Raw genomic sequence first — 21960 nt, 5'->3', positions numbered from 1 at the left:
CGATGCAAACGAACGGGGCGCGGATGCGATGGGGTGTCTGCGCCCTGCGCTATGATGGAGGCTATGGATACTCAGGCCCCAACATATTCCAATGACGAGCTGACCGCAGCGCTTGCCGAGCACCTGGCGTCGCTCGATCGCGACGACAGCTATCGCGTGGAGCGTGTACTTAAGCGCTCGTCCGTTGAAACAACCGAGCTCGTGTACTTTGAAGGAGCCGGCGGTGGTTCGCTCGGTCCCTTTGTCCGTAAACGCATCGATGCTTCGGCTCAAATCGGCGGGGCATACGAGCGTCTGTTTGCCGCTCAGCGGGCAGGCAGGCGTTTTGAGCACCTGCCCAGAATCGTCGATTGTCGTCGTTCGGGCGACGAGCTCAACGTGGTTATGGAATACATAGAAGGGGAGACACTCGGGGCGCTGGTGGACCGTCTGGGATCCGCTCCCGATTATGCGCGTGAATTGTATCCTGTCCTTTGCGACGCCGTGGGCGAGCTCCATGCCGGTTTTGCAATGGCGGGGGAGGCTTCGGCGCCGGTGATCCATCGCGACCTCAAGCCGTCGAATATCATCGTGGCAGGTGCCAACTATACGCCTGATGACGGCCTGACGTTTTCATCGCTGGTGATTATCGACTTGGGGATCGCGCGCGTGTGGCGCGATGGCGCCGATGCCGATACTGTCAAGTTTGGGACACGGCCCTATGCGCCGCCCGAGCAGTATGGGTTTGGGCAGACGAGCGTGCGAAGCGATGTCTACGCGCTCGGTGCCCTGCTGTTCTTCTGCTTGACGGGAGTCGACCCTAAACCAGGGCTCGACATGCGCGAGCAATGCGAGGTGCGCGGCATTCCCACTCCACTTGCCGATGTCGTTTGCATGGCGATGGCGCTCGACCCGGCCAAGCGTTTTGCGAGTGCGGAAGCGTTGGGACGGGCGACGCGCGCGGCATACGATCTGAGTCGCCCCGTGCGGCCTCCTGCGCCTGCGCCTGTCCGTACTCCGGCCTCGGAGACGTTGTTGACGCCCCAAGGGCTCCAGAACCCCGCAAGGCTTCCTAGGCCTGCCACCTCCACTGCATGCGGTCTGCTCTCTCACGTTCCGGAGTCCCTGGGGCGCATTTGGAATACGCTCGTCTGCTTCTCGCTGCTTGTGTTCTTTGCCGGAAGTCACTTTGCCGTCTTTCAACCCACGGGAGCAAACCAAAGCTACCCGACGTGGCTTCTCATAATCGAGTATTTTTTCTTTGTCGATGGCCTTATGGCGCTTATGCATTTTGCGGTGCTCGATAAGCGCCGTCTACGTCGGCGATTCGCACTGCTCGACAGCTATCGCGGCAAGAAACTCGCGAAACTCTGGCTCAAGGCATTGGGTGTGCTGCTCCTATGCATGATCGTCATAGTCGCAGTTGCCAATGCGACCGGCGTCGTCGATACCTCCGCTACCTAAAAGAAAAGGGCCCCATTGGGGCCCTTTGCAGTTGCACTTAGATGCGGTTCATCTGAGCGGCGACTTTGTTGTACCAGTCCTGCCACGTGGGTGGGCAGTACTTTTTGGCCGCAGCCGGGGTAAGGGTGGAGCCGTAGTTGGCGCCCAGATAGGCAACGTGAGCGAAGATGCCCTCGCTCCAGCTGCCAAAGCTGCGCCAACCGCCGCCACGTGCACTCCAGCCCCAGGCGTTGTAAGAATTGGCGCAATAAGCACCCTTGGTGCTCTCGATGCAGGCGATGGCGGGGGACCAACGGGGGTCGACACCGGTATTCCAAGCGGCGACGGCAAAGTTATAGCCCTGGCCTGCCATAGGGGAGCCGGCGAGGTAATTGTCGATGCGGCTCGTCCACTCATTAATGAACGAATCGTAATCGGAACTACCGGTGTTGGCGTTGTTCACCGTGGTGTCGATGGTGGTGTTGGCGTTGGTGGCCTGGCTGCTGGAATTGCTGCCGCTCACGCCCTCGCCCGAGAGCTTCTCGGCGGCAGCGGCCTTATCGGCCTCAAGCTTGGCAAGCTCGGCGGCATTTTCCTGCTCGGCTTTTGCCTGTGCCTCGCTGCGGAGCTGCTGGGCCTGCGCCAGCGCATCCTCGGCGTTTTTCTGCTCTGCCTCAAGCTGAGACTTGGCCTGCTGGAGCTCGGCCTTGTTCTGCTCGAGTTCGGTTTGCATGTTATTGAGCTCTTCGATCTCGTCGACGCTCGAGCTTGTGATCTGGTTGGTGTATTTGCAGGTCGTGATGAACTCACCCAGGCTCTGTGCGTTGACCAGGAAGCTCACGATGGGGTTGGTGCCCTTCTGGTACTTGTACAGATCGCGCATGGCGGCGCATGCCTTTTCCTGCTGATCGGGAAGCTTCGCCTCGATCTTTTCGATACTTGCCTCGTTGGCGTCAATCTGCTTCTGCAGATCGCCGAGCTTGGTACGGGCATCGTTGTAGGCGCTCGTGGCGGCTTCGATCTTCTGCTGGGCGGCGGCAAGCTGATCCTGCGTTGCCTGCGAGGCGGCATACGCCGCGACGGGGGAGAGCATCGGCGTGGCCGTCAACGCAACGGCGAGCGCGGCGCTCGTGATGATACGAGCCGGCTTCGACGCGATGAGCGCTGCGGTGCGATGATTCGAATGCTGCATCCAGTCCCTCTGCAATCAATCGTAGGTTATTGTTCCTCAGGTATTCTACTACTGCTTTCGACCTCAACTTGAACCTTAAAGGTTTTAAAGGGTCAAGTTGAACTTGAGACTTTGGCTTTGACCTGCAGTTATATCGAATTGTTGAGAAACCATAGAGTTCAACTTTAACGTTACGGGGGCCTGTCTGGGACGGGCTTTGGACTGTGAAAGCTATCTCAACGTTGGGGTTTGTGGCTATAAGGCCCCATTGCGGCGAGCTTGCCCTACTTCGTTGAGCGCCTGGGCGGGGGTGAACGAACAGGTGCCGTCGCCGAGTTTGATTACCCTGATGTTGTCACCGGCGTGGGCATCGGAGACGAGGCCAAACTGCTCGATGGCGGTATCGTGTCCGCCGGCGACGGGCGTCTTGCGCGTGCCTTTGTGCGCCGATGTATCGATGGAGGTGATGTAGGCGGCACCGTCGTAAGCGTCGTTTGCGGTGCGCAGAGGAGCAGTCGCTTGGCGCGCTGCGCCAACTCGCGTTTTGCGGCATCGAGGATGGGGTTATCGGTTGGAAGTTCCTGGATCACGCGTGCGCCTTTCACTCGGGGGTATCAATATGCTGAACCCTACAACAACGGTGGGTTCATTGCCGCTTGTCATACGGCGGTGAGCGCGGCCTTCATGCTGGATAATTGCGTTGATTGTCATAGATACAGTGGAGCTTTAGGAGGAAACGGTCCGGCACGCTAAAATAAACGGGTTGCATAAAGACCGCCCGTCGTGGGCAGTTCTAGATAGGAAGTTTCCATGGCATTGCAGTTTACAGAGCGCGAGTTTATCCCCGTGCTGCTCGGTGGTGACATCAACGCCTATTCGGTAGCGCGCGCCTTTTACGAGGAGTATCAGGTCAAGAGCCTGGTCTTTGGCAAGTACCAGACCGGTCCTGCGTACCGCAGCCAGATTATCGACTACACGCCCAATGTTGATATCGACACCATGCCGGTCATGATCGAGACCATTAACGGTGTCGCGCAGGCCAATCCCGATAAGAAGATTATTCTCATGGGCTGCGGCGACAACTATGTCGCGCTTGCCGCACAGGCTCAGGATGCCGGCGAGCTTGCCTCAAACGTCATCGCGCCCTATGCGCCCTACAGCATGCTCGAACAGTGCCAGAAGAAGGAAATCTTCTACGAGCTGTGCGAGAAGCACGGTGTTCCCTATCCGCATACGTTTACCTTTACCATGGCCATGCTCAACGCCCAGGGCGAGGCTCCTGCCGAGGTGCTCGACCAGATCGATTTTCCCTTCCCGATGATCCTGAAGCCTTCCGACGGCATCATGTGGTGGGAGCACGAGTTCGAGGGCCAGAAGAAGGCCTACGAGATCGCCGATCGCGCCGAGCTGGAGCAGGTCATTCGCGATGTATACGCGAGTGGCTACACCGATGATCTGATCCTGCAGGATCGCGTGCCCGGCAACGACGAGTACATGCGCGTGCTTACCAGCTATTCCGACCGCAACGGCAAGGTGCGCATGATGTGCCTGGGCCACGTGCTGCTCGAGGAGCACCAGCCTCACGGCGTTGGCAACCACGCCTGCATCATCACCGAGCCCAATGACGAGCTCATGGGCGGCGTGCGCAAGTTGCTCGAGGACCTCAAGTTTACGGGCTTCTCCAACTTTGACGTCAAATACGACGAGCGCGACGGTTCGTTTAAGTTCTTCGACTTCAACACTCGCCAGGGCCGCAGTAACTACTACGTCACCAACAGTGGCTTTAACGTTGCCAAGTACGTAGTGGACGAGTATGTGTACAACCGCCCGTTTGAGCCCGAGTTTGTGACGGCGCAGAACGAGGCGCTGTGGATGGTTGTCCCCATGGGCGTGGTCGATAAATACGTCAAGGATCCCGAGCTGCGCGCTAAGGCGCATCGCCTGGTCAAGGAGGGTAAGGCCGCCGACCCCTCGTTTATGAAGGGCGACTTTGTCTTTAACCGCTGGCTGCGCATGTGGCACACCAAGCTGCGTCACTTTAAGCTGTTTAAGACGTATTACAAATAGGATGAACGTCGCGCCCGCCCGGTTTGTATCGGACGGGCGCGGGTATGATACGCGCAATGCTGCGAGCGTCACCAAGGAGGCGGCGATGGAAAAGCTGGGAGTTATCGGCGGTATGGGCGCCGAGGCCACGTCGTATTACTACGACCAGGTGGTGCGTCACACGGCAGCCGCCCGCGATCAGGAACATATCGACATGGTGGTGCTCTCTAAGTCGACCATGCCCGACCGCACACTGGCCATTAAGACCGGCGACCACACCGAGTTGCTGGCGACCATGAAGGAATGCGCGCAGGCGCTCGAGACGCTGGGCTGCGCGCACATTGCCATTCCCTGCAACACGTCGCACTACTTTTACGATCAGATTCAGTCGTTTACCTCGGTCCCCATCATCCATATGCCGCGCGAGTCGGTGCGCTATGCGCTTGCCGGCGTGGTGATGGGGGAGTGTGAGTTCGACCCCAACTTGAGCATGCCGGCCGAGCCGGTGCGCAAGATCGGCATCATGGGTACCGATGGCACCGTGGGTGCCGGCGTCTACGGTCGCGAGTGCGAGGCGGCGGGCGTCGAAGTCGTCTATCCCAGCGAGAAGCGCCAGGCCGATGTGATGTCGCTTATTTACGATGACGTGAAGGCAGGACGCGAGCCCGATATGGATAAGTTTGACCGAGTGATGTGGGAGTTTGCCCGCAGCGGCTGCGACCGCGTCATTCTGGCCTGCACGGAGCTTTCGGTGCTGCAAAAGTATCGCGAGATGCCCGAGATCGCCCTCGACGCCATGGACGTTTTGGTACGCGAGTCCATCATCCGCAGCGGCGCCCCCTACCGCCTGTAGCCCTCGACCTGCCAAAAAGGGACAGGTTTATTTTGGTAGGTTTTATCTGGGAAAACAGTAAAGGCCTCGGCTCGTTTGTGCGAGCCGAGGCCTTTTGCATTTTGCGGTTGCTGCTTGGTGCTGGAGCTTAAAGGACGAGACTGACATTTGCCCATATAAAACCGACCAAAATAAACCTGTCCCTTTTTGGCAGGTTAGAACAAGAATCCGAGGACGATGAGGGCAATGCTGGCAATAAGTATGGCAATGTCCATGCCCTTAATGGGATAGCGCTTGTACGAGCTCGCGCGCGTACGCAGATAAAAGCCACGTTGCTCGGCCGCCAGGGCAGTGGCATCGGTCTTGCCCACGGAGCTCACCAGCAGCGGCACGCAGAGCGGTAGCATGAGCTGGATCTTCTTGAGGGGGTTCTTGGTGTCGTATTCAACGCCGCGCGCGGTCTGCGCCTCCATGATGGCGTTCATCTCCTGGCTAAAGACCGGTACAAAGCGCAGTGCCGTGGTAAACGTGAACGCATAGCGGTACGGCACGTGCAGCACCTCCACGCAAGCGTTAGCGAGATCGCCGAGCTGCGTGATGGTGAGCATGAGGATGAGCGGCAGCGCCACGCCGAGCAGGCGAAGCGCCGCCTTGGTGCCGGTGATAAGACCATCTGTGGTAATCCAGGCAAAGATGGGGGCTCCGGTGCGGATAAAGGCGGTCTGCAGGACCAGCATGATTAGTGAGAGCGGCACCATGAGCTTGACGAGCGAGACTAGGCCTGCGGTCGATTTGGCGTAGATGCCCAAGATAAAAGTCAGCACAAGCAGGGCGATCAGGAGCACATAAGTGTCGCCGAGGAAGGTCGCCAAGATAATAGCCGCGGCCAGGGCTAGCTTGGTCACGGGGTTCAGCCGGTGCAGCAGTGAGTCTCCGGGCACGTAGTCGATCACGTTAGTCATGCTTGAGCATCTCCTTTACCAGGTCGACCAGATCGGAGACCTGACTGATTCCGGCGAATCGGGGCGAAACGTCGCGCGCGAGTTCTTTGGACAGGGCCACAACCTGCGGTGGCTCCACGTAGGCGGCGCGCATGAGGGCATCGTCGGCGAAGATCCGGTTCGCGTCGCCGCGCTCGAGGATGCGTCCGTCTGCCATGACTACCAGGCGCTGGGCAAAGTCCGAGACGACCTCCATGTCGTGGCACACCATGATCACGGCGCAGCCGCGCTCGGCCATCTCGCTCACCGTCTCCATCACGGTCATGCACTCGCGGTAATCGAGGCCGCTCGTGGGCTCATCGAGCAGAACCACCTGTGGATCGAGCACAACCACGGACGCTAGGGCGACCATCTGTCGCTGTCCGCGCGAAAGCGAGAACGGCGATTCGTCCAAGGGGAGCCCAAAGCGCTCCGCCGCCACCCGTGCACGCTGGCGGGCCTCGTCGGTGCCGACACCGTGCAGTTCAAGACCAAAGGCAACCTCGTCGAGTACGGTGTCGCGGCAGAGCTGGCGGTCGGGGTTCTGGAACAGCGTCGCGCATTTTGCAGCGATCGCGCTGGTGGGGACGTCGGCGGTGTTCATCCCCGCCATACGCACGGTTCCCGACGCTGGATGCAGAAGGCCGTTCAACAGCTTGGTGAGCGTGGTCTTGCCAGCACCGTTCTGGCCGATGATGCCTACGAGCTCGCCGGGATAGACGCACATGTTGAGGTTGCTGACCGAGGCACCGCCATGGGGGTAGGCAAAGGTCACATCGGTGAGTTCGACTACTGGCTCCTGATTAACGCCGCGGGGGACCGCCGGGATATGGGGAGAGGTCTCGGGCACATCGGCGGGCGCGTCCTTGCTCGTTGCATCCGCAAGTAAGGACGAGATAAGCTGGTGCGCTTCGGAAACATTGAGGCAGGGCGCCTGATCGCTCGGCAACAGACCCACTTCTGCCAGGCTGTTCGCGATGCGCGCGACGCGGGGACTGTCGACGCCCATCTGGCGCAGCTCGCTTGCGTGGGCAAAGACCTGGTGGGGTTCGCCGTCAAACGCGAGCTTGCCGTCTGCCATGACGAGGACGCGGCTGCAGTATTTCGACAACAGCGCGACCTTCTGCTCGATAACAACCACGGTGATGCCGTGTTCGCGGTTGATCTGGCGCAGCGTGTCAAAAACGAGCGTGGAGCTTGCCGGGTCGAGCGCTGCCGTGGGCTCGTCGAGCACGAGCACGTTGGGCGCCATGGCGATGATCGCGGCGATTGCGACTTTCTGCTTCTGCCCGCCCGAAAGCGTGGCAATCTCGCGGTGGCGCAGGTCGCTAATGCCGACGGTCGTCAGCGTCTGGCTGATGCGCTCCTCGATTTGATCGTGCGGTATGCCAAAGTTCTCGAGGCCAAAGAGCATCTCGTCTTCAACGATGGGCGCAACCATCTGGGCATCGATGTCCTGCAGCACGCTTCCCACCACGCGCGAGATATCCGTGAGGGTGATCTCGCAGGTGTCGCGGTCATCGACGAGCGTGGCTCCAAAGAGCTGGCCGGTGTAATGGTGGGGGATGGCTCCGCTCATAACGGCGGCAAGCGTCGATTTGCCGGCGCCTGAGGGGCCGATGACGCCCACAAACTCACCCTTTTCGATGGCGAGTGAGACGTGATCGAGGGCATTCTGCGCCTCGTGCCCATAGGAAAATGAGACGTCATCGAGCTTGATGATGGTATTGCTGGAGCTCATGGGGGCCTTTCTATCGTAAAAGAGCACCGGCCGCAAAACGACCGGCGGTCTACATGGTAGCAAGTATTACTACTTGGACTTGGAGAAGACCTTCTTGAGCGGAACGCTGAGGGCCTGGACCAGGATGGCGTTGAAGACGGCGGTGCCTGCGTGTGGCCTGTCAGCTACTTAGTCGTTAAGCTTGAGGGCCTTCTTAATGGGGATGTAGAGGGCGGTCACGATGATGGCGTTGGCAACACCGGTGGCGACGACGACAGGAGCCATGACGCCCATGAAAGCCGGGTTGTTCATGACGCCAAAGGAGAAGATCGCCGCGTAGATCATGCCGGAGATGAAGGTGACAACAAAGGTGCTGACGAGCGGGAGCAGGCCCTTGACCTTGGAGTCGGCGAGCACGGAGACGAGCAGAGCCATGACCATGGCGGCGACGGGCTCGGCGATCAGGTCGGGGCCCTTGACGGAGGCGGTGATTTGGATTACCACGCCGGCGAGGAGGCCGATAATCGCGGATTGGCCGATGTTGGGCTTGACGATGAGAATCTCGAGGCAGAAAGCCGCGATGATGAACTCGGGCGAGAGGAAGCCTCCGGTGAGGCCGCTAAAGAACTTGGAGACGGTCATGTTGAGGACGAAACCGGCGGCAAGCAGGATGGCGAGCAGGACGAGGGCGCGGATATCGAGTTTGCCGCGGTCAGTGGTCTGGACGGTGCGGGGCTGGGCGGTGGTGTTCTGAGACATGTTGAAAATCCTTTCGGAAGGGGAGTGCAAGGGAAAAGCGGAGGCGCGTGATGCGAATGCGATCGGGCTCGAGATAGAAAAAGGCCCCCGGTCGAAACCGGAGGCCTTTCAATCACCTAGAGCGCAAAAACAGGCGTGAGGGACTCACTGTCGACCGATCGTATTCGCATCACGCCACCACCAGTTGTTGAGGGACTTCATCGCGTTCTTCATCTTGGTGGCTCCTTTCGTGATGCCATGGCGCAGTCGCACCTTGTTTCTGTTGCGTTGCACTATAGCACAGCAAAGTGTTTGCGGGGAATCTTTTTCGAAAGATTTCAGCGACGTTTCCCGCCGGTCGAAGGGGCGGGCTGAGCGGGGGGCGACCTTGGCCATCCCGCCCGCGCCTTAAGGTGTGGGGTTCTTAGGCCTTCTTGCGACGATAGATCACGAAGCCACAGACACCGATGATGATGGCGCCAACACCCATGGCGGCCATGTTGTTGCCCTTGGACTTCTCCTCGGTGATTGGATGAATATCATACCAATGTGGATTTACTTCTTTCGGCGGTGAATCAGGTTGATGGCGTAGCCCACGAGCAGGGCCAGAACGATGACGATAAAGCCAAGGATAGGGTTGTCGTTCACGGGGCTCTCCTATTTTCCGAGTGGTGAGAATTCGTCGACGATGAGGTCGAGGCATTGCGGAAGCGCGCGGGCGCCAAAGACACCGGAGTTGCTGGAGATGATCTCGCCATCGAACTGCATGCCCAGCGACGGCGTGCAGGTAATCTTGGCTTCCTTGGTCTGGATAATCTTAAACTGCGGGCGGCCGAGCACCTTGCCGGCGGGGTCGAGCGCGGCGGTGATCACCGTGGGGAGCAGCTGCACCGTGCGCACGGGTTCAATAACGACGATGTCGACCATGCCGTCGTTCATGCGGCAGTTGGGGAACAGGTTGATGTCGTTTTGGATGACTGAGGTATTGCCCGCCATGCAGCAGATGCCGTCGAGCTCCTCGACCATGCCGTCGTGTTCAATGGTAAAGTGCGCCACCGTGGGGTTGGGCGTGGCGAGCGCGGAGAGGAAGTAGGCGATCTCGCCAATGTCGTTTTTGGTGGGAGCGGCCTTCATCATGATCTCGGCGTCGAAGCCCGAGCCGGCGATGATGATAAAGCCGTGGCGCTTCTCGTTACCGTTCTCGTCGATCCAAAAGAGCTCACCCATGTCCACCTTGACCGTGCGGCCGGCGCGGCAAGCCTTGGCAAGCGCCGCCGCCTCGGGGGCATTACCGATGTTGTTAAAGAACAGGCAGGCCGTGCCGGAGGGGAAGATGAGCGTAGGGACACCGCACCCGCGCATCTGGTCGAGCACGTTGGAGACGGTGCCGTCGCCGCCCGAAACGACTACGCGGTCGAACTCACGAACGTCCGCTACCGCGTCCTCGGGCTCCATGCCATCGCCGATAAAGCGCATTACGACCTCGTCGCCGCCCTGTGCAAGAGCGTGCGTGAATGCGTAGATTTCATCGGAGCTGGGACCCGATGCCGGGTTGTGGATGATAAGGCAGCGCATACTTACGTTCCCGTTCTGTGTCTAACCGAGTATAGTTGTAGGGCAATGCCGATATCCTACCCGTGTTTTTCGGGCCTAACCTTATTCGATGGGTTGATATGTACATTTCCACACATCAGGCTCTACTCGACTTTTGTCAGCGCGCTCGTGAGTTCGACGCGATTGCCGTCGATACCGAGTTTTTGCGCGAGCGCACGTTTCATCCGCGCCTGTGCCTGGTTCAGATTGCCACCCCTGCCGAGAGCGTCGCGGTCGATCCTTTGGTGATCGACGACTTATCGCCGCTGGCCGAGCTTATGGCCGACGAGAGCGTGGTCAAGGTCTTCCACGCCTGCTCGCAGGATATGGAGGTCATGCTCCACACCGTGGGCGCGCTGCCGCGACCGATTTTTGACACACAGGTCGCCGCCGCCTTTTTGGGCGAGCGCCAGCAGATTTCCTACGGCGCGCTCGTTCAGACGTTCTGCGGCGTATCGCTGCCCAAGACCGAGTCGCTGACCGATTGGTCGCGCCGCCCGCTGAGCGATAAGCAGATTGAGTACGCGATCGATGACGTCAAGTATCTGATCGTCGCCTATACCGAGATGATGAGCCGCCTGCGCGAGCTTGGCCGCGTGGACTGGGTGCTCGACGAGTTGCGCCCGCTGGCAGACGAGTCGCACTACCGCGCCGACCGGCATGAGGCATTCCGCAAGGTCAAGCGCATCAACTCGTGTAGCCGCCATCAGCTGGGCATTGCGCGCGAGCTTGCCGCCTGGCGCGAGGACCGCGCCGAGCGCCGCAACATCCCGCGCAAGTGGGTCATGTCCGACGATACGCTGCTGGCGCTCGTCAAGCGCAATCCCGTGCGCGTTGAGGAGTTCCGCAGCATCCGCGGCACCGATCAACTGGGGGAGCGCGATGTGGACGGCGCGCTCATGGCCATCAAGCGCGGCGCGAGCTGCCCGCACGATCGCCTGCCGCTCATGGTGCGCGGACATCGCCAGATCTCTCCGGAGCTGGAGAGCGTGACGGATCTCATGTACGCGCTCATTCGCCTGGTTGCCGAGCGTTCGGGCGTGGCGACCTCGGTCATTGCCTCGCGCGATGACCTGGCCGACTATATCGAGCATCCCGAGCAGAGCCCTCTGCGCGAAGGTTGGCGCTTTGAGCTTGTGGGCTCGCGCCTGGACGATCTGCTCTCGGGCAACATGGGATTGACGGTGAAGGACGGCAAAATCGAGCTCCTGTAGGTATATGGTTACGCGGTTTTACCAAACCGCGTAACAGCTCGACGCTGCAAACGGTCGAGAGCGGCAATCTGACGTTCAATCGTCGCTCGCGTACCAAAGTACGCGTCGCTTCTCTTTCACGTCACCTTGCTCGCTCTCGGCCGTTTTCGCTGACATTGCCAAAACATCGATACTGTCTCGTTGGCTGGGCGAGTGGGTAGAATGCCTCCAACGTGTAACTCGATTCGGAGGAATTCGCATGCCCTATTACTATGGTTATGGCTTTGGCATCGACCCGCTGTACCTGCTGGTCGTCCTTGTTTGTACGGTGCTCGGTCTTGCCGCGCAGAGCTATATCAACTCGACGTATAAAACCTGGTCCAAGGTTCGCTCGGACGGCGACACGGGCGCTGCGGTCGCGCGCCGCATGCTCGACGCCAGCGGTTGCAATGCCGTGGGTATCAAGGACGTCGCCGGTGAGCTCACCGACCATTACAACCCGCAGGATAACAACCTGTATCTCTCGGATGCCAACCGTTCGGGTGGATCGGTCGCAAGCGTTGCCGTCGCCTGCCACGAGGCGGGCCACGCCGCCCAGCGCCAAAGCGGCTATGCCATGATGAAGGTGCGCACTGCCCTGGTCCCGGTCGTCAACTTTACCCAGAACACCTGGACCATCGTGCTACTCATGGGCCTGTTTATGAACATCGCGGGACTCACGACCCTCGCGCTGATCTTCTTCTCGTTTAGTGTGTTGTTCCAGCTGGTTACGCTGCCGGTCGAGATTGATGCCAGCCGCCGCGCCGTGGCGTACATCGAGCGGTCGGGCATGAGTTCCAAGCAGGTCAACGGTGCCAAGAAGGTCCTGACGGCAGCCGCGCTTACCTATGTTGCCGCAGCGCTCACCTCGATCATTCAGCTGCTCTACCTGATGGCTCGCTACAACAGAAACTCCAACCGATAACAAATTGGCTTGACAGGCGCCGCGGGGATTTGTGTCCCCGCGGCGCTGTACTATGTGTTGGACTTGAATTTGCGCAGGGCTGGAGCCTTTGTGCACGATAACGAAAGGAGGCTGCGTGGCAGGCTGGAATCTAACCGGCAATGCCGTTTCCGCCGAGTTTGACGGCTCGGACGATCAGGAGCGCAAGGAACTCAGCGTGAGCCAGGCGGTGGAGATCGCCGCCGGTGCACTCGATGCTATTCCGCAGCTGAGTGTCTTGGGCGAGGTCACGGGTTTCCGTGGCCCCAATGCCCGAAGCGGCCACTGCTACTTCCAGATTAAGGACGATTCGGCCGCCGTTGACTGCATCATTTGGAAGGGCGCCTATCTCAAGCGCACGTTCGATCTGCGCGACGGCATGCAGGTGAGCTTTAAGGGTAGCTTCAATCTCTATAAGCCCACGGGCCGCATGAGTTTTGTCGCCCGCTCGTTTTCGCTGGCGGGGGAGGGTCTGCTGCGTCAACAAGTGGCGCAACTGGCCGAAAAGCTGAGCCGCGAGGGCCTGATGGACGAAGCGCGCAAGCGCCGCATCCCGGTGTTCTGTTCACGCGTGGCGGTCGTCACCTCACTTTCGGGTGCCGTAATCGATGACGTCAAGCGCACATTGCGTCGTCGCAACCCGCTCGTCGAGCTCGTTTGCGTGGGTGCCAAAGTTCAAGGCGAGGGAGCGCCGGCAGAGCTCATTGAGGGTTTGCGTCGCGCCGCTTCCATTACGCCGGCGCCCGATTGCATATTGCTCGTGCGCGGCGGCGGCTCCTTCGAGGACCTCATGACCTTTAATGACGAGGAGCTTGCCCGCGCGGTGGCGGCTTGTCCTGTGCCCGTGGTGACCGGCATTGGCCATGAGCCCGATACCTCGATCTGCGACATGGTGAGCGACCGCCGCGCCTCCACGCCCACGGCGGCGGCCGAATCGGTTGCGCCGGCTATGACGGAGCTGGCAGATGTGCTCGAGGCGCGCCATCAGCGTCTGGGCGCCGCGATGGCATCGATGATCGGGTCAGATCAGGTCGATCTGGAAATGCTCGATCAGCGTGGTCGCCGCGCTTGGGACACCTATACGGCCCGTCTGGGCGATGCGCTCGATGCCGCCGCACGCCGTCCGTGCCTCAACGACCCCACATTTATGGTCGAGCGTCGCGAGTCTGAGCTTGCCCTGACGGCTGATCGCCTGTCCGGCGCTGTAACGCGTTCGGTTGGGGCCTTCCGCTCCGACTTTGAGCGCCTGCCCGAGCGCTTGATCGCAAGCACCTCGGGGCTCGATGGCAAGCGCCATGCGCTCACGCTTGCGAGCTCCCGTCTGGAGCATCAGGGGCGCACGATGCTCAGCAAGCCCGCGTCCGACCTGGGCCGAGCTGCTGCGTCGCTCGATGCCTTGTCGCCGCTCAAGGTGCTTGCCCGCGGTTACTCCATCGCGTACAGCGAGGACGGTGTGGCTACGAGCGCCAAGACCTTTAAGCCGGGCGACGCTATTCGCGTGCGCATGGCGGACGGCAACGTGGCAGCAACCGTCAACGCGGTCGAGTAGGCCGCCTTTCATAGCGATAAACCTTTAGGAAAGGAAACAGATATGGCAGAGAAGACCCCGGTCGAGCAGCTTACGTACAAGCAGGCCTCGCAGGAGCTGGAGCTCATCATCCGCAGCCTGGAGTCGGGCGACATGGAGCTCGAGGAGTCGCTCGAGAGCTATACCCGCGGCGTCGAGCTCCTCAAGAGCCTACGCACCCGCCTGTCCGATGCCGAGCAGAAGGTCTCGGTGCTCCTTAAGGACGTCGACGGCAACGACGTGCTCGCCGACGGCGAAGCCGCCAACACCGACGATAACCTCTCGTTCTAACCACCTCGCAGCCTACTTTGGGGTAGTCTTTTTGGGACGGGGCTTTTTTGACTACCCTTGCGCGACGGCTCGCCAGGTGCCTGCGCTTGCGAAAAAGTAGTCAAAAAAGCCCCGTCCCAAAAAGACTACCTTGGTCTGTGAGAAAGGAACCAACCATGTGTGATTGCATCTTCTGCAAAATTGCCAACCATGAGATCCCCTCGACCGTCGTTTACGAGGACGATCAGGTCATCGCCTTCGACGACCTCAATCCCCAGGCGCCGGTCCACACCCTCGTGATTCCCAAGAAGCACTACAGCGACATCGCCGACAACGTACCTGCCGAGACCATGGGCGCCATGGCCCACGCCATCCAGGAGGTCGCTAAGGCCAAGGGCTTGGAGGACGGTTTCCGCGTCATCTCCAACAAGGGCGTCAACGCCGGTCAGACCGTCATGCACTTCCACATGCATGTCCTCGGCGGCAAGAACCTGGGCGAGAACCTCATCTGAGGACGCTTCTTCCGTGGGATGAGGCGAAAGCTTGGGCACCGATAACTTATATATCAACGCAATAAACCCGAGCGCGAGGGCGTTTGGGTTTATTATTGAAGCGTATGTAACCTGGCGGCGCCACACCGCCTGTTAGTAGGGAGACACATGAACGTTCTGGTCGTCAACGCAGGATCTTCGACCCTTAAGTATCAGGTCATCGATACCAAGTCCCACAAGGTGTCCGCAAAGGGCTCCTGCGAGCGCGTCTGCTTTACCGGCGGTACCTTCACCCACGCTGCCAACGGCTCCAAGAAGGTGACCGAGAACATCGAGTTCCCCGACCACAAGGTCGCCATCGAGGTCGTCCTGAAGGACCTCGAGGCCAACGGCGTCAAGATCGAGGGCATCGGCCACCGTATCGTTCAGGGCGGTTGGTACTTCGGCGATTCCTCCCTCGTCGACGAGGACGTCCTCGCCAAGATCCGCGAGGTCGCTCCGCTCGCCCCGCTGCACAACAACCCCGAGGCCAACGTTATCGAGTACTGCCTCGAGCAGTATCCCGACCTGCCCAACGTCACGGTCTACGACACTGCTTTCCACTTCAACATGCCCGAGGTCGCCAAGACCTACGCCCTGCCCAAGGACGTCTGCGACAAGCTGCACATCCGTAAGTACGGCGCCCACGGCACCAGCTACCGCTACATCTCCAAGAAGGTTGCCGAGATGACCAACGGCGAGGCACGCAAGGTCGTCGTGTGCCACATCGGTTCCGGCGCTTCCCTGTGCGCTATCGAGGACGGTAAGTGCATGGACACCACCATGGGCTTGACGCCGCTCGACGGTGTCATGATGGGCACCCGCTGCGGCTCCATCGACCCGGCTACCGTGTGCTACCTGCAGCGCGAGGGTGGCTACACCTTCGACGAGGTCGACGAGATGATGAACAAGAAGTCCGGCCTTTTGGCTGTGACCGGCGGCAAGACCAACGACTGCCGCAACGTCGAGGAGCTCACCGCTGCTGGTGACCCCGAGGCTCAGCTCGCCTTCGATATGTTCGTCTACAAGATTGCCGCCAAGGCTGCCGAGATGGCCACTTCCATGTGCGGTATGGACACCCTGGTCTTTACCGCCGGCATCGGCGAGCACGCTCCGGCCGTTCGCGCCGGCGTGGCCGACCGTCTGGCCTTTATGGGCGTTAAGATGGATCATGCCCGCAACGCCCTGCGTGGCGACGGCGCCTGGTGCCTGTCCGCCAAGGATTCCAAGGTCAAGATCTTCGTCATCCCCACGGACGAGGAGTTCATGATCGCTTCCGACGTCGAGCGCATCGTCAACGGCAAGTAATTGCAAGAGGGGAGGGGCTGGGCGACCGAGCGCCGTTCGGCCCCTCTTTTGCGCTCGTTGGGCGATATGCTGATAGCTATTTATCAAGATATGATAACTTCTTATTAACATGCGGCCGCCTTAAGGGGTCTGCGTCGACCGTATTGCACTGCAAAGGAGTCTCATGAACGTACTTGTTGTCAACGCCGGCAGCTCAAGCCTTAAATATCAGCTTTTGGATACCGATACCCGCAAGGTTTTCGCCAAGGGCAACTGCGAGCGTATCGGATCGGACATGGGCGTCTTTGGCCACTCCGAGAACGGTGGCGCCAAGCAGACCGAGGAGGTCCCTTTCCCCGATCATCGCTCTGCTATCGCTCGTGTGCTCGAGGAGCTTGAGAAGACCGACTTTACGATTGATGGCATTGGGCATCGTATCGTTCAGGGCGGCTGGCACTTCGATGATTCCGCAGTCGTCGACGACGAGGTTATGGCCAAGATTCTTGAGGTAGCACCGCTTGCTCCGCTGCACAACTACGGCGAGGCCGCGGCAATCGAATATTGCCGCGAGAAGTATCCGGAGCTGCCCAACGTGGCCGTCTTCGACACCTCGTTCCACATGACCATGCCCGAGGTTGCCTACACCTACGCCCTGCCCAAGGACGTGTGCGACAAGTACCACGTGCGCAAGTACGGCGCACACGGTACGAGCCACCGCTACGAGTGGATGATGGCCAAGGAGATTCTGGGCTCGCGCTGCCACCGTCTGCTTTCGTGCCATCTGGGCAACGGTGCTTCGCTCGCCGCCATCGAGGACGGCGTGTGCCGCGACACCACGATGGGCCTCACGCCGCTCGATGGCCTGATGATGGGCACCCGTTGTGGTTCCATCGACCCTGCTACCGTGTGCTACCTGCAGCGTGAGGGCGGCTACAGCTACCAGGAAGTCGATGACATGATGAACAAGCAGTCTGGTCTGCTTGCCATCTCGGGTATCTCCAACGACGCCCGCGACATCCGCACGCGCGCCTCCGAGGGCGATGAGCGCTGCCTGCTCGCCTTCGACATGTTCGCCTACAAGGCCATGCAGCAGGCCGGTTCCATGATCGCATCCATGGCGGGCGTGGACACCATCACCTTTACCGCCGGCATCGGCGAGAACGACTGGTCGATCCGCAAGGCCTTCTGCGACTGCTTTGAGTGGCTGGGCGTGCGCATCGACAACAACAAGAACCGCGAGGCCGTGGGCAACGGCCCGCAGGTCATCAGCTCCGCCGGTTCCGCCGTCACGGTCATGGTCATCCCCACCGACGAGGAATACATGATCGCCCACGACGTCGAGCGTCTGACCAAGAACAACTAGCGTGCTCGTTTGCATGTAAACGAAAGGCCTCCGAAGCAACAGCTCCGGAGGCCTTTTTTTACTAGCAGAAGGACAGCGGAAACTCCATCCCGTTTCGAGCACAAATTCTGGGACACGCTTTCCGGTTGAGGCACGTTGCGGAAAATACGACCCACAACAAAGCAAAATTCCGTCCCGCAGTTTCCCAAACAGCCCCCAAGTGGAAGCTACATCCCGCAATCCGCCTTCAAACCGGGACACGCTTTCCGGCACAACAACCGCCGAGGCCCTATCAGCCTTTCAAATCCAAAGTGACCATATCCGCATCGTTTGCCCCCCAGCAACGGCACCCATCCATTCAGATTCTCAGCCCCAACTCGTAGCCAAGCCGCCGTCCACTCCAGATCCCCTGAGCACCACGTGGCGGCAGGGACCCTACAGGGTAAAGCTCTGAAAACATTCCGCAGGACGCATGAAACCCCCGCCGCACGAAGTGCGCAGCGGGGGCTTCATGCATGTCCGAGGACGTTTTCAGAGCTTTACCCTGTAGGGTCCCGAGGGGATACGTCCGCTACTCAGCCATCTGAGCCTGGACGGCGGTGATGGCTACGACACCCACGATGTCGTCGGCAGAGCAGCCGCGCGAAAGGTCGTTAACCGGCTTGGCGATGCCCTGCAGGATGGGGCCGTAGGCGTCGGCGCCGGCGAAGCGCTGGACCAGCTTGTAGCCGATGTTGCCGGCCTCGAGGTCGGGAAACACGAGCACGTTGGCCTTGCCGGCAACGGAGGAGCCGGGAGCCTTGAGCTGGGCGACGTTGGGGACGATGGCGGCGTCGAGCTGCAGGTCGCCATCGATGGCGAGCTCGGGGGCCTTCTCTTTGCAGAACTTCACGGCCTCCTGGACCTTCTTGGCGACTTCGCCGCCGGCGGAACCCATGGTGGAGTAGGAGAGCATAGCCACGTGCGGCTCAACGTTGCCCATGAAGGTGGACCAGGAGTGAGCGGAGGCGATGGCGATCTCGGAGAGCTCATCGGAGGACGGGTTGATGTTGAGGCCGCAGTCGGCGAAGATCAGCGTGCCGTCGGTGCCGAACTGCGGGGTGTCGGTGCACATCACAAAGAAGGCCGAGACCAGCTTGGTGCCCGGGGCGGTCTTGAGGATCTGCAGCGCGGGGCGCAGAGTGTCGGCGGTGGAGTGGCAGGCGCCGGAGACCAGGCCATCGGCATCGCCCATCTTGACCATCATGGTGCCAAAGTAGGTGGCGTCCATCACCTGGGCGCGAGCCTGCTCGATGGTGACACCCTTCTTGGCGCGGAGCTCGGCAAACTTCTGCGCGTACTCCTCGTGCTTCTCGGCATTGCGCGGGTCGATGACGGTAGCGCCGGGAACGTTGATCTCGTCGGGGTTGCCCAAGATGACGATCTTTGCCAAGCCCTCCTCGATGATCTTGGTAGCTGCGATGATGGTGCGCGGATCTTCGCCCTCGGGCAGGACGATCGTCTTAAGGTCGGCCTTGGCGGCAGACTTCATACGGTTTAGGAAATCGCTCATGTTACTCCTTACAAGCGTTTCGCTAAGCTCCAGGCACCCGGCTTTCCACGAATAAACCCGCTGCTAGCGGGTTTACCTTTCAAATATGTACGCCGGGGTGCTTGAGCTTTCCTTGTGTGGCAAGCTCATTATAGGACGCATTAGCGCTATAATCGCTCTGATAAATATGTCTCGAAGAATGTTCGAGAAAAGCCCAGCTAACGAGCCCGTGGCTTTTGACAAGGAGTATCGATGCAGATTACCTCAGGCCTGCCTGAAGGCTTTAACGCCGGCGCATACGACATGATTGTCGTCGGTGCCGGGTATGCCGGTGCCGTTTGTGCCCGCCGTCTTGCCGAGACCATCGGCTATCGCGTTGCCGTTTTGGAGCGCCGTGGCCACATTGCGGGCAATGCTTACGACTGCTTTGATGAGGCCGGGATCCTGGTCCACGAGTATGGTCCGCACATTTACCATACCTTTAACGAGCGCGTCCACAATTTTCTGTCGCGCTTTACCAAGTGGACGGACTACCAGCACAAGGTGCTCGCCAACATCAACGGCACCCTTATGCCCGTGCCTTTTAACCACGCGAGCCTCAAGCTCGCCTTTGGCGATGAGCGCGGCGAGGAGCTGTATCAGAAGCTCGTGGAGACCTTTGGCAAGGACGTCAAGGTGCCCATCATGGAGCTGCGCAAGAAGAACGACCCGGATCTTGCCGAGGTCGCCGATTACGTCTACGAGAACGTCTTTTTGCATTACACCATGAAGCAGTGGGGCCAGACGCCCGACCAGATCGATCCCTCGATCACCGGCCGCGTTCCCGTCTTTGTGGGCGACGATGACCGCTATTTCCCGCAGGCTCCCTTCCAGGGCATGCCGCAGGACGGCTATACCGCGTTGTTCGAGCATATGCTCGACCACGATCTGATTGATGTGTTCTGCGACGTGGACGCCCGCGACCTCTTTGAGATCGACGAGACCACCGTCAAGATCGACGGCAAGGTCTATGGCGGCGAGATCGTCTACACCGGTCCGCTCGACGAGCTGTTCAACCTCGACTTGGGCGCTCTGCCGTACCGTACGCTCGACATGAAGTTCGAGACGCTCGATATGGACCAGTTCCAGCCCGTGGGCACCGTCAATTACACCACGAGCGAGGATTACACGCGTATCACCGAGTTCAAGAACATGACTGGTCAGGTCCTGCCCGGCAAGACCACCATCATGAAGGAGTATTCCAAGGCCTATACGCCCGGCTCGGGTGAGACGCCCTATTACGCCATTCTGGAGCCCGAGAACCGCGAGCTCTATGAGCGCTATCTTGAGCGCGTCCAGAACCTGACGAACTTCCACCCGGTGGGTCGCCTGGCCGAGTATCGTTACTACGATATGGATGCCGTGACCAACTCTGCCCTCGATCTTTCGGATGAGATTATCGCCTGCCATGCATAAAGTCATATCATTCGGTATTCCCTCGTATAACGCCGCCAAGGACATGGACCATTGCATCACCTCCATTCTGGAGGGGAGCGATTACGCCACCGATATCGAGATCATCATCGTCGATGACGGTTCCAAGGACGAGACGGCAGCTAAGGCCGATGAGTGGGAGGCGCGTTACCCCGGTATCATCCGCGCGGTGCATCAGGAGAACGGCGGCCACGGCATGGCCGTCCTCTCGGGCCTGCGCGAGGCGCAGGGCACCTACTACAAGGTCGTCGACTCGGACGACTGGCTCGACGGTGCGGCGCTTTTGACCATGCTTTCGATTCTGCGTGGCTTTGAGGAGCGCGACCAGCGCGTCGATCTGTTTATCTCGAACTATGTGTACGAGAAGGTTTACGAGGGTACGCATACCGCTATTGGTTACAAGTTTGCCCTGCCGCGCAAAAAGATCTTTACCTGGGACCAGATTGGCCATTTCCGTCTGGACCAGAATTTGCTCATGCACAGCCTGTGTTATCGCACGGATGTGCTGCGCGCGTCCAATCTGCCTATGCCGCCGCACACGTTCTATGTCGACAATATCTACGCCTATGTGCCGCTGCCGCGCTGCAAGACCATGTACTACGCCGACATCGACCTCTATCGTTACTTTATCGGTCGCGAGGGCCAGAGCGTCAACGAGGCCACGATGGTCAAACGTCTGGACCAGCAGTTTCGCGTGACGCGCATTATGATGGAGTCGTTCCATCTGTACAGCGATGTCGAGTCGTCGCGTCTGCGCGCGTACATGATGGGCTATTTCACCATGATGATGGCAATTTGTTCGGTGCTTACCAAGCTTTCCGATGAGGATTGCGCCGACGAGCGCCTGACGACATTGTGGAGTGATTTGAAGGCCTACGACGAGCGTATGTATCGTCGTGCGCGCTACGGTGTGGTCGGCTTCTTTACCAACCTGCACGGGCGGGCTGGAGACAAAACCACACTCGGCCTATACCGTCTTGCCTCAAAGATCTTCAAATTCAACTAGTGCATAAACGCTCGGGTAACGGGGACCCCTGGTCCTTAACTTGCTACTTCGAACAGTCCTGCGCAAGACGGAGGCGCCACTGGCGCCTCCTTTGCGTGCGGAACTCGTATCAAGTTAAGGACCAGGGGCCCTCTGCTATGTCCCGCTTTATGTCAGCAAGCTGAATTTGAAGATCTTCGACGCGCGGTACACAGGGGCCTGGGCTGAAAGAGATCTTGTTGAGTAGGTTACCCGGTTGGCCTTGGTTATGTTTGTCGCGAGTTCCGCACGAGCCGAA

At 59.7% G+C, this 21960-nt stretch carries 19 protein-coding genes; 12 read left to right on the top strand and 7 right to left on the bottom strand.

Annotated features, from left to right (window positions below; translation table 11 throughout):
- Nucleotides 1–63 precede the first annotated feature (63 nt).
- Nucleotides 64–1443: a serine/threonine protein kinase gene (locus ACTQXI_RS02915; protein WP_441048601.1), complete on the top strand. Its 1380-nt coding sequence runs from the start codon at nucleotides 64–66 to the stop codon at nucleotides 1441–1443.
- 37 nt (nucleotides 1444–1480) lie between these two features.
- On the opposite strand, the gene ACTQXI_RS02910 is transcribed toward ACTQXI_RS02915, so the two are convergent.
- Nucleotides 1481–2614, bottom strand: coding sequence for a coiled-coil domain-containing protein (locus ACTQXI_RS02910; RefSeq protein ID WP_427748224.1), 1134 nt, complete (start codon nucleotides 2612–2614; stop codon nucleotides 1481–1483).
- A 789-nt stretch (nucleotides 2615–3403) separates the two neighbouring features.
- Here ACTQXI_RS02910 and ACTQXI_RS02905 point away from each other — a divergent pair.
- A complete protein-coding gene (locus tag ACTQXI_RS02905; RefSeq protein ID WP_427748222.1) occupies nucleotides 3404–4660 on the top strand; it encodes an ATP-grasp domain-containing protein in 1257 nt (418 codons plus the stop codon).
- 85 nt (nucleotides 4661–4745) lie between these two features.
- The gene (locus ACTQXI_RS02900; protein ID WP_441048602.1) at nucleotides 4746–5492 is read left to right on the top strand and encodes an aspartate/glutamate racemase family protein; all 747 of its coding nucleotides are present in this window, start codon (nucleotides 4746–4748) and stop codon (nucleotides 5490–5492) included.
- Between the two features lie 194 nt (nucleotides 5493–5686).
- Here ACTQXI_RS02900 and ACTQXI_RS02895 read toward each other — a convergent pair whose 3' ends face one another.
- From ACTQXI_RS02895 to ACTQXI_RS02875, 5 genes are all read right to left on the bottom strand, one after another.
- A complete protein-coding gene (locus tag ACTQXI_RS02895) occupies nucleotides 5687–6433 on the bottom strand; it encodes an energy-coupling factor transporter transmembrane component T family protein (protein ID WP_427727867.1) in 747 nt (248 codons plus the stop codon).
- On the bottom strand, nucleotides 6426–8192 hold the full coding sequence (locus tag ACTQXI_RS02890; RefSeq protein WP_441031568.1) for an ABC transporter ATP-binding protein: 1767 nt from the start codon (nucleotides 8190–8192) through the stop codon (nucleotides 6426–6428). The genes ACTQXI_RS02895 and ACTQXI_RS02890 overlap by 8 nt, the downstream gene beginning before the upstream one ends.
- Nucleotides 8193–8360: 168 nt before the next feature.
- Complete coding sequence (locus tag ACTQXI_RS02885; RefSeq protein WP_441048603.1) at nucleotides 8361–8930, bottom strand: hypothetical protein; 570 nt, start codon at nucleotides 8928–8930, stop codon at nucleotides 8361–8363.
- A gap of 144 nt (nucleotides 8931–9074) precedes the next feature.
- Nucleotides 9075–9305 (bottom strand): hypothetical protein, encoded by a 231-nt coding sequence (locus tag ACTQXI_RS02880; protein WP_441548289.1) that lies wholly within the window; start codon nucleotides 9303–9305, stop codon nucleotides 9075–9077.
- Nucleotides 9306–9566: 261 nt separating this feature from the next.
- Nucleotides 9567–10484: a diacylglycerol/lipid kinase family protein gene (locus ACTQXI_RS02875; RefSeq protein ID WP_427727874.1), complete on the bottom strand. Its 918-nt coding sequence runs from the start codon at nucleotides 10482–10484 to the stop codon at nucleotides 9567–9569.
- Between the two features lie 98 nt (nucleotides 10485–10582).
- Here ACTQXI_RS02875 and rnd point away from each other — a divergent pair, with 98 nt between their 5' ends.
- The 7 genes from rnd (at nucleotide 10583) to ACTQXI_RS02840 (ending at nucleotide 17694) form a co-directional block, all read left to right on the top strand.
- Complete coding sequence (gene rnd / locus ACTQXI_RS02870; protein ID WP_154517283.1) at nucleotides 10583–11716, top strand: ribonuclease D; 1134 nt, start codon at nucleotides 10583–10585, stop codon at nucleotides 11714–11716.
- Between the two features lie 238 nt (nucleotides 11717–11954).
- Nucleotides 11955–12659 carry a zinc metallopeptidase gene (locus ACTQXI_RS02865; protein ID WP_441548288.1) on the top strand — a complete coding sequence of 235 codons (705 nt, stop codon included), beginning with the start codon at nucleotides 11955–11957 and terminating at the stop codon, nucleotides 12657–12659.
- Nucleotides 12660–12774: 115 nt separating this feature from the next.
- Nucleotides 12775–14226 carry an exodeoxyribonuclease VII large subunit gene (xseA, locus tag ACTQXI_RS02860; RefSeq protein ID WP_370450632.1) on the top strand — a complete coding sequence of 484 codons (1452 nt, stop codon included), beginning with the start codon at nucleotides 12775–12777 and terminating at the stop codon, nucleotides 14224–14226.
- A gap of 42 nt (nucleotides 14227–14268) precedes the next feature.
- Nucleotides 14269–14535 (top strand): exodeoxyribonuclease VII small subunit, encoded by a 267-nt coding sequence (gene xseB / locus ACTQXI_RS02855; RefSeq protein ID WP_006234311.1) that lies wholly within the window; start codon nucleotides 14269–14271, stop codon nucleotides 14533–14535.
- Between the two features lie 155 nt (nucleotides 14536–14690).
- Complete coding sequence (locus tag ACTQXI_RS02850; protein ID WP_035137921.1) at nucleotides 14691–15026, top strand: histidine triad nucleotide-binding protein; 336 nt, start codon at nucleotides 14691–14693, stop codon at nucleotides 15024–15026.
- A 147-nt stretch (nucleotides 15027–15173) separates the two neighbouring features.
- Nucleotides 15174–16352, top strand: coding sequence for an acetate/propionate family kinase (locus ACTQXI_RS02845; RefSeq protein WP_441548287.1), 1179 nt, complete (start codon nucleotides 15174–15176; stop codon nucleotides 16350–16352).
- A 163-nt stretch (nucleotides 16353–16515) separates the two neighbouring features.
- Nucleotides 16516–17694: an acetate/propionate family kinase gene (locus ACTQXI_RS02840; RefSeq protein ID WP_441015726.1), complete on the top strand. Its 1179-nt coding sequence runs from the start codon at nucleotides 16516–16518 to the stop codon at nucleotides 17692–17694.
- Between the two features lie 550 nt (nucleotides 17695–18244).
- On the opposite strand, the gene pta is transcribed toward ACTQXI_RS02840, so the two are convergent.
- Nucleotides 18245–19225 carry a phosphate acetyltransferase gene (pta, locus tag ACTQXI_RS02835; RefSeq protein WP_427718446.1) on the bottom strand — a complete coding sequence of 327 codons (981 nt, stop codon included), beginning with the start codon at nucleotides 19223–19225 and terminating at the stop codon, nucleotides 18245–18247.
- Between the two features lie 231 nt (nucleotides 19226–19456).
- Between pta and glf the strand changes: the two genes are divergently transcribed.
- Both glf and ACTQXI_RS02825 read left to right on the top strand, forming a co-directional pair.
- Entirely contained in the window at nucleotides 19457–20659 is a 1203-nt protein-coding gene (gene glf / locus ACTQXI_RS02830; RefSeq protein WP_427729079.1) for a UDP-galactopyranose mutase, read from the top strand.
- Nucleotides 20652–21683 carry a glycosyltransferase family 2 protein gene (locus ACTQXI_RS02825; RefSeq protein ID WP_441048607.1) on the top strand — a complete coding sequence of 344 codons (1032 nt, stop codon included), beginning with the start codon at nucleotides 20652–20654 and terminating at the stop codon, nucleotides 21681–21683. The genes glf and ACTQXI_RS02825 overlap by 8 nt, the downstream gene beginning before the upstream one ends.
- Nucleotides 21684–21960 lie beyond the last annotated feature (277 nt).

Origin of the sequence: Collinsella sp. LCP19S3_C9 (assembly GCF_052121575.1) — a bacterium.
In the GTDB taxonomy this organism is placed as follows: domain Bacteria; phylum Actinomycetota; class Coriobacteriia; order Coriobacteriales; family Coriobacteriaceae; genus Collinsella.
This window is presented reverse-complemented; position numbering and strand designations above follow the sequence as displayed.

Excerpts from the sequence above, each read along its gene's own strand:
- ACTQXI_RS02915 (WP_441048601.1), top strand. The coding sequence starts at position 64 with ATGGATACTCAGGCCCCAACATATTCCAATGACGAGCTGACCGCAGCG.
- ACTQXI_RS02910 (WP_427748224.1), bottom strand. The coding sequence starts at position 2,614 with ATGCAGCATTCGAATCATCGCACCGCAGCGCTCATCGCGTCGAAGCCG.
- ACTQXI_RS02905 (WP_427748222.1), top strand. The coding sequence starts at position 3,404 with ATGGCATTGCAGTTTACAGAGCGCGAGTTTATCCCCGTGCTGCTCGGT.
- ACTQXI_RS02900 (WP_441048602.1), top strand. The coding sequence starts at position 4,746 with ATGGAAAAGCTGGGAGTTATCGGCGGTATGGGCGCCGAGGCCACGTCG.
- ACTQXI_RS02895 (WP_427727867.1), bottom strand. The coding sequence starts at position 6,433 with ATGACTAACGTGATCGACTACGTGCCCGGAGACTCACTGCTGCACCGG.
- ACTQXI_RS02890 (WP_441031568.1), bottom strand. The coding sequence starts at position 8,192 with ATGAGCTCCAGCAATACCATCATCAAGCTCGATGACGTCTCATTTTCC.
- ACTQXI_RS02885 (WP_441048603.1), bottom strand. The coding sequence starts at position 8,930 with ATGTCTCAGAACACCACCGCCCAGCCCCGCACCGTCCAGACCACTGAC.
- ACTQXI_RS02880 (WP_441548289.1), bottom strand. The coding sequence starts at position 9,305 with ATGGCCAAGGTCGCCCCCCGCTCAGCCCGCCCCTTCGACCGGCGGGAA.
- ACTQXI_RS02875 (WP_427727874.1), bottom strand. The coding sequence starts at position 10,484 with ATGCGCTGCCTTATCATCCACAACCCGGCATCGGGTCCCAGCTCCGAT.
- rnd (WP_154517283.1), top strand. The coding sequence starts at position 10,583 with ATGTACATTTCCACACATCAGGCTCTACTCGACTTTTGTCAGCGCGCT.
- ACTQXI_RS02865 (WP_441548288.1), top strand. The coding sequence starts at position 11,955 with ATGCCCTATTACTATGGTTATGGCTTTGGCATCGACCCGCTGTACCTG.
- xseB (WP_006234311.1), top strand. The coding sequence starts at position 14,269 with ATGGCAGAGAAGACCCCGGTCGAGCAGCTTACGTACAAGCAGGCCTCG.
- ACTQXI_RS02850 (WP_035137921.1), top strand. The coding sequence starts at position 14,691 with ATGTGTGATTGCATCTTCTGCAAAATTGCCAACCATGAGATCCCCTCG.
- ACTQXI_RS02845 (WP_441548287.1), top strand. The coding sequence starts at position 15,174 with ATGAACGTTCTGGTCGTCAACGCAGGATCTTCGACCCTTAAGTATCAG.
- ACTQXI_RS02840 (WP_441015726.1), top strand. The coding sequence starts at position 16,516 with ATGAACGTACTTGTTGTCAACGCCGGCAGCTCAAGCCTTAAATATCAG.
- pta (WP_427718446.1), bottom strand. The coding sequence starts at position 19,225 with ATGAGCGATTTCCTAAACCGTATGAAGTCTGCCGCCAAGGCCGACCTT.
- glf (WP_427729079.1), top strand. The coding sequence starts at position 19,457 with ATGCAGATTACCTCAGGCCTGCCTGAAGGCTTTAACGCCGGCGCATAC.
- ACTQXI_RS02825 (WP_441048607.1), top strand. The coding sequence starts at position 20,652 with ATGCATAAAGTCATATCATTCGGTATTCCCTCGTATAACGCCGCCAAG.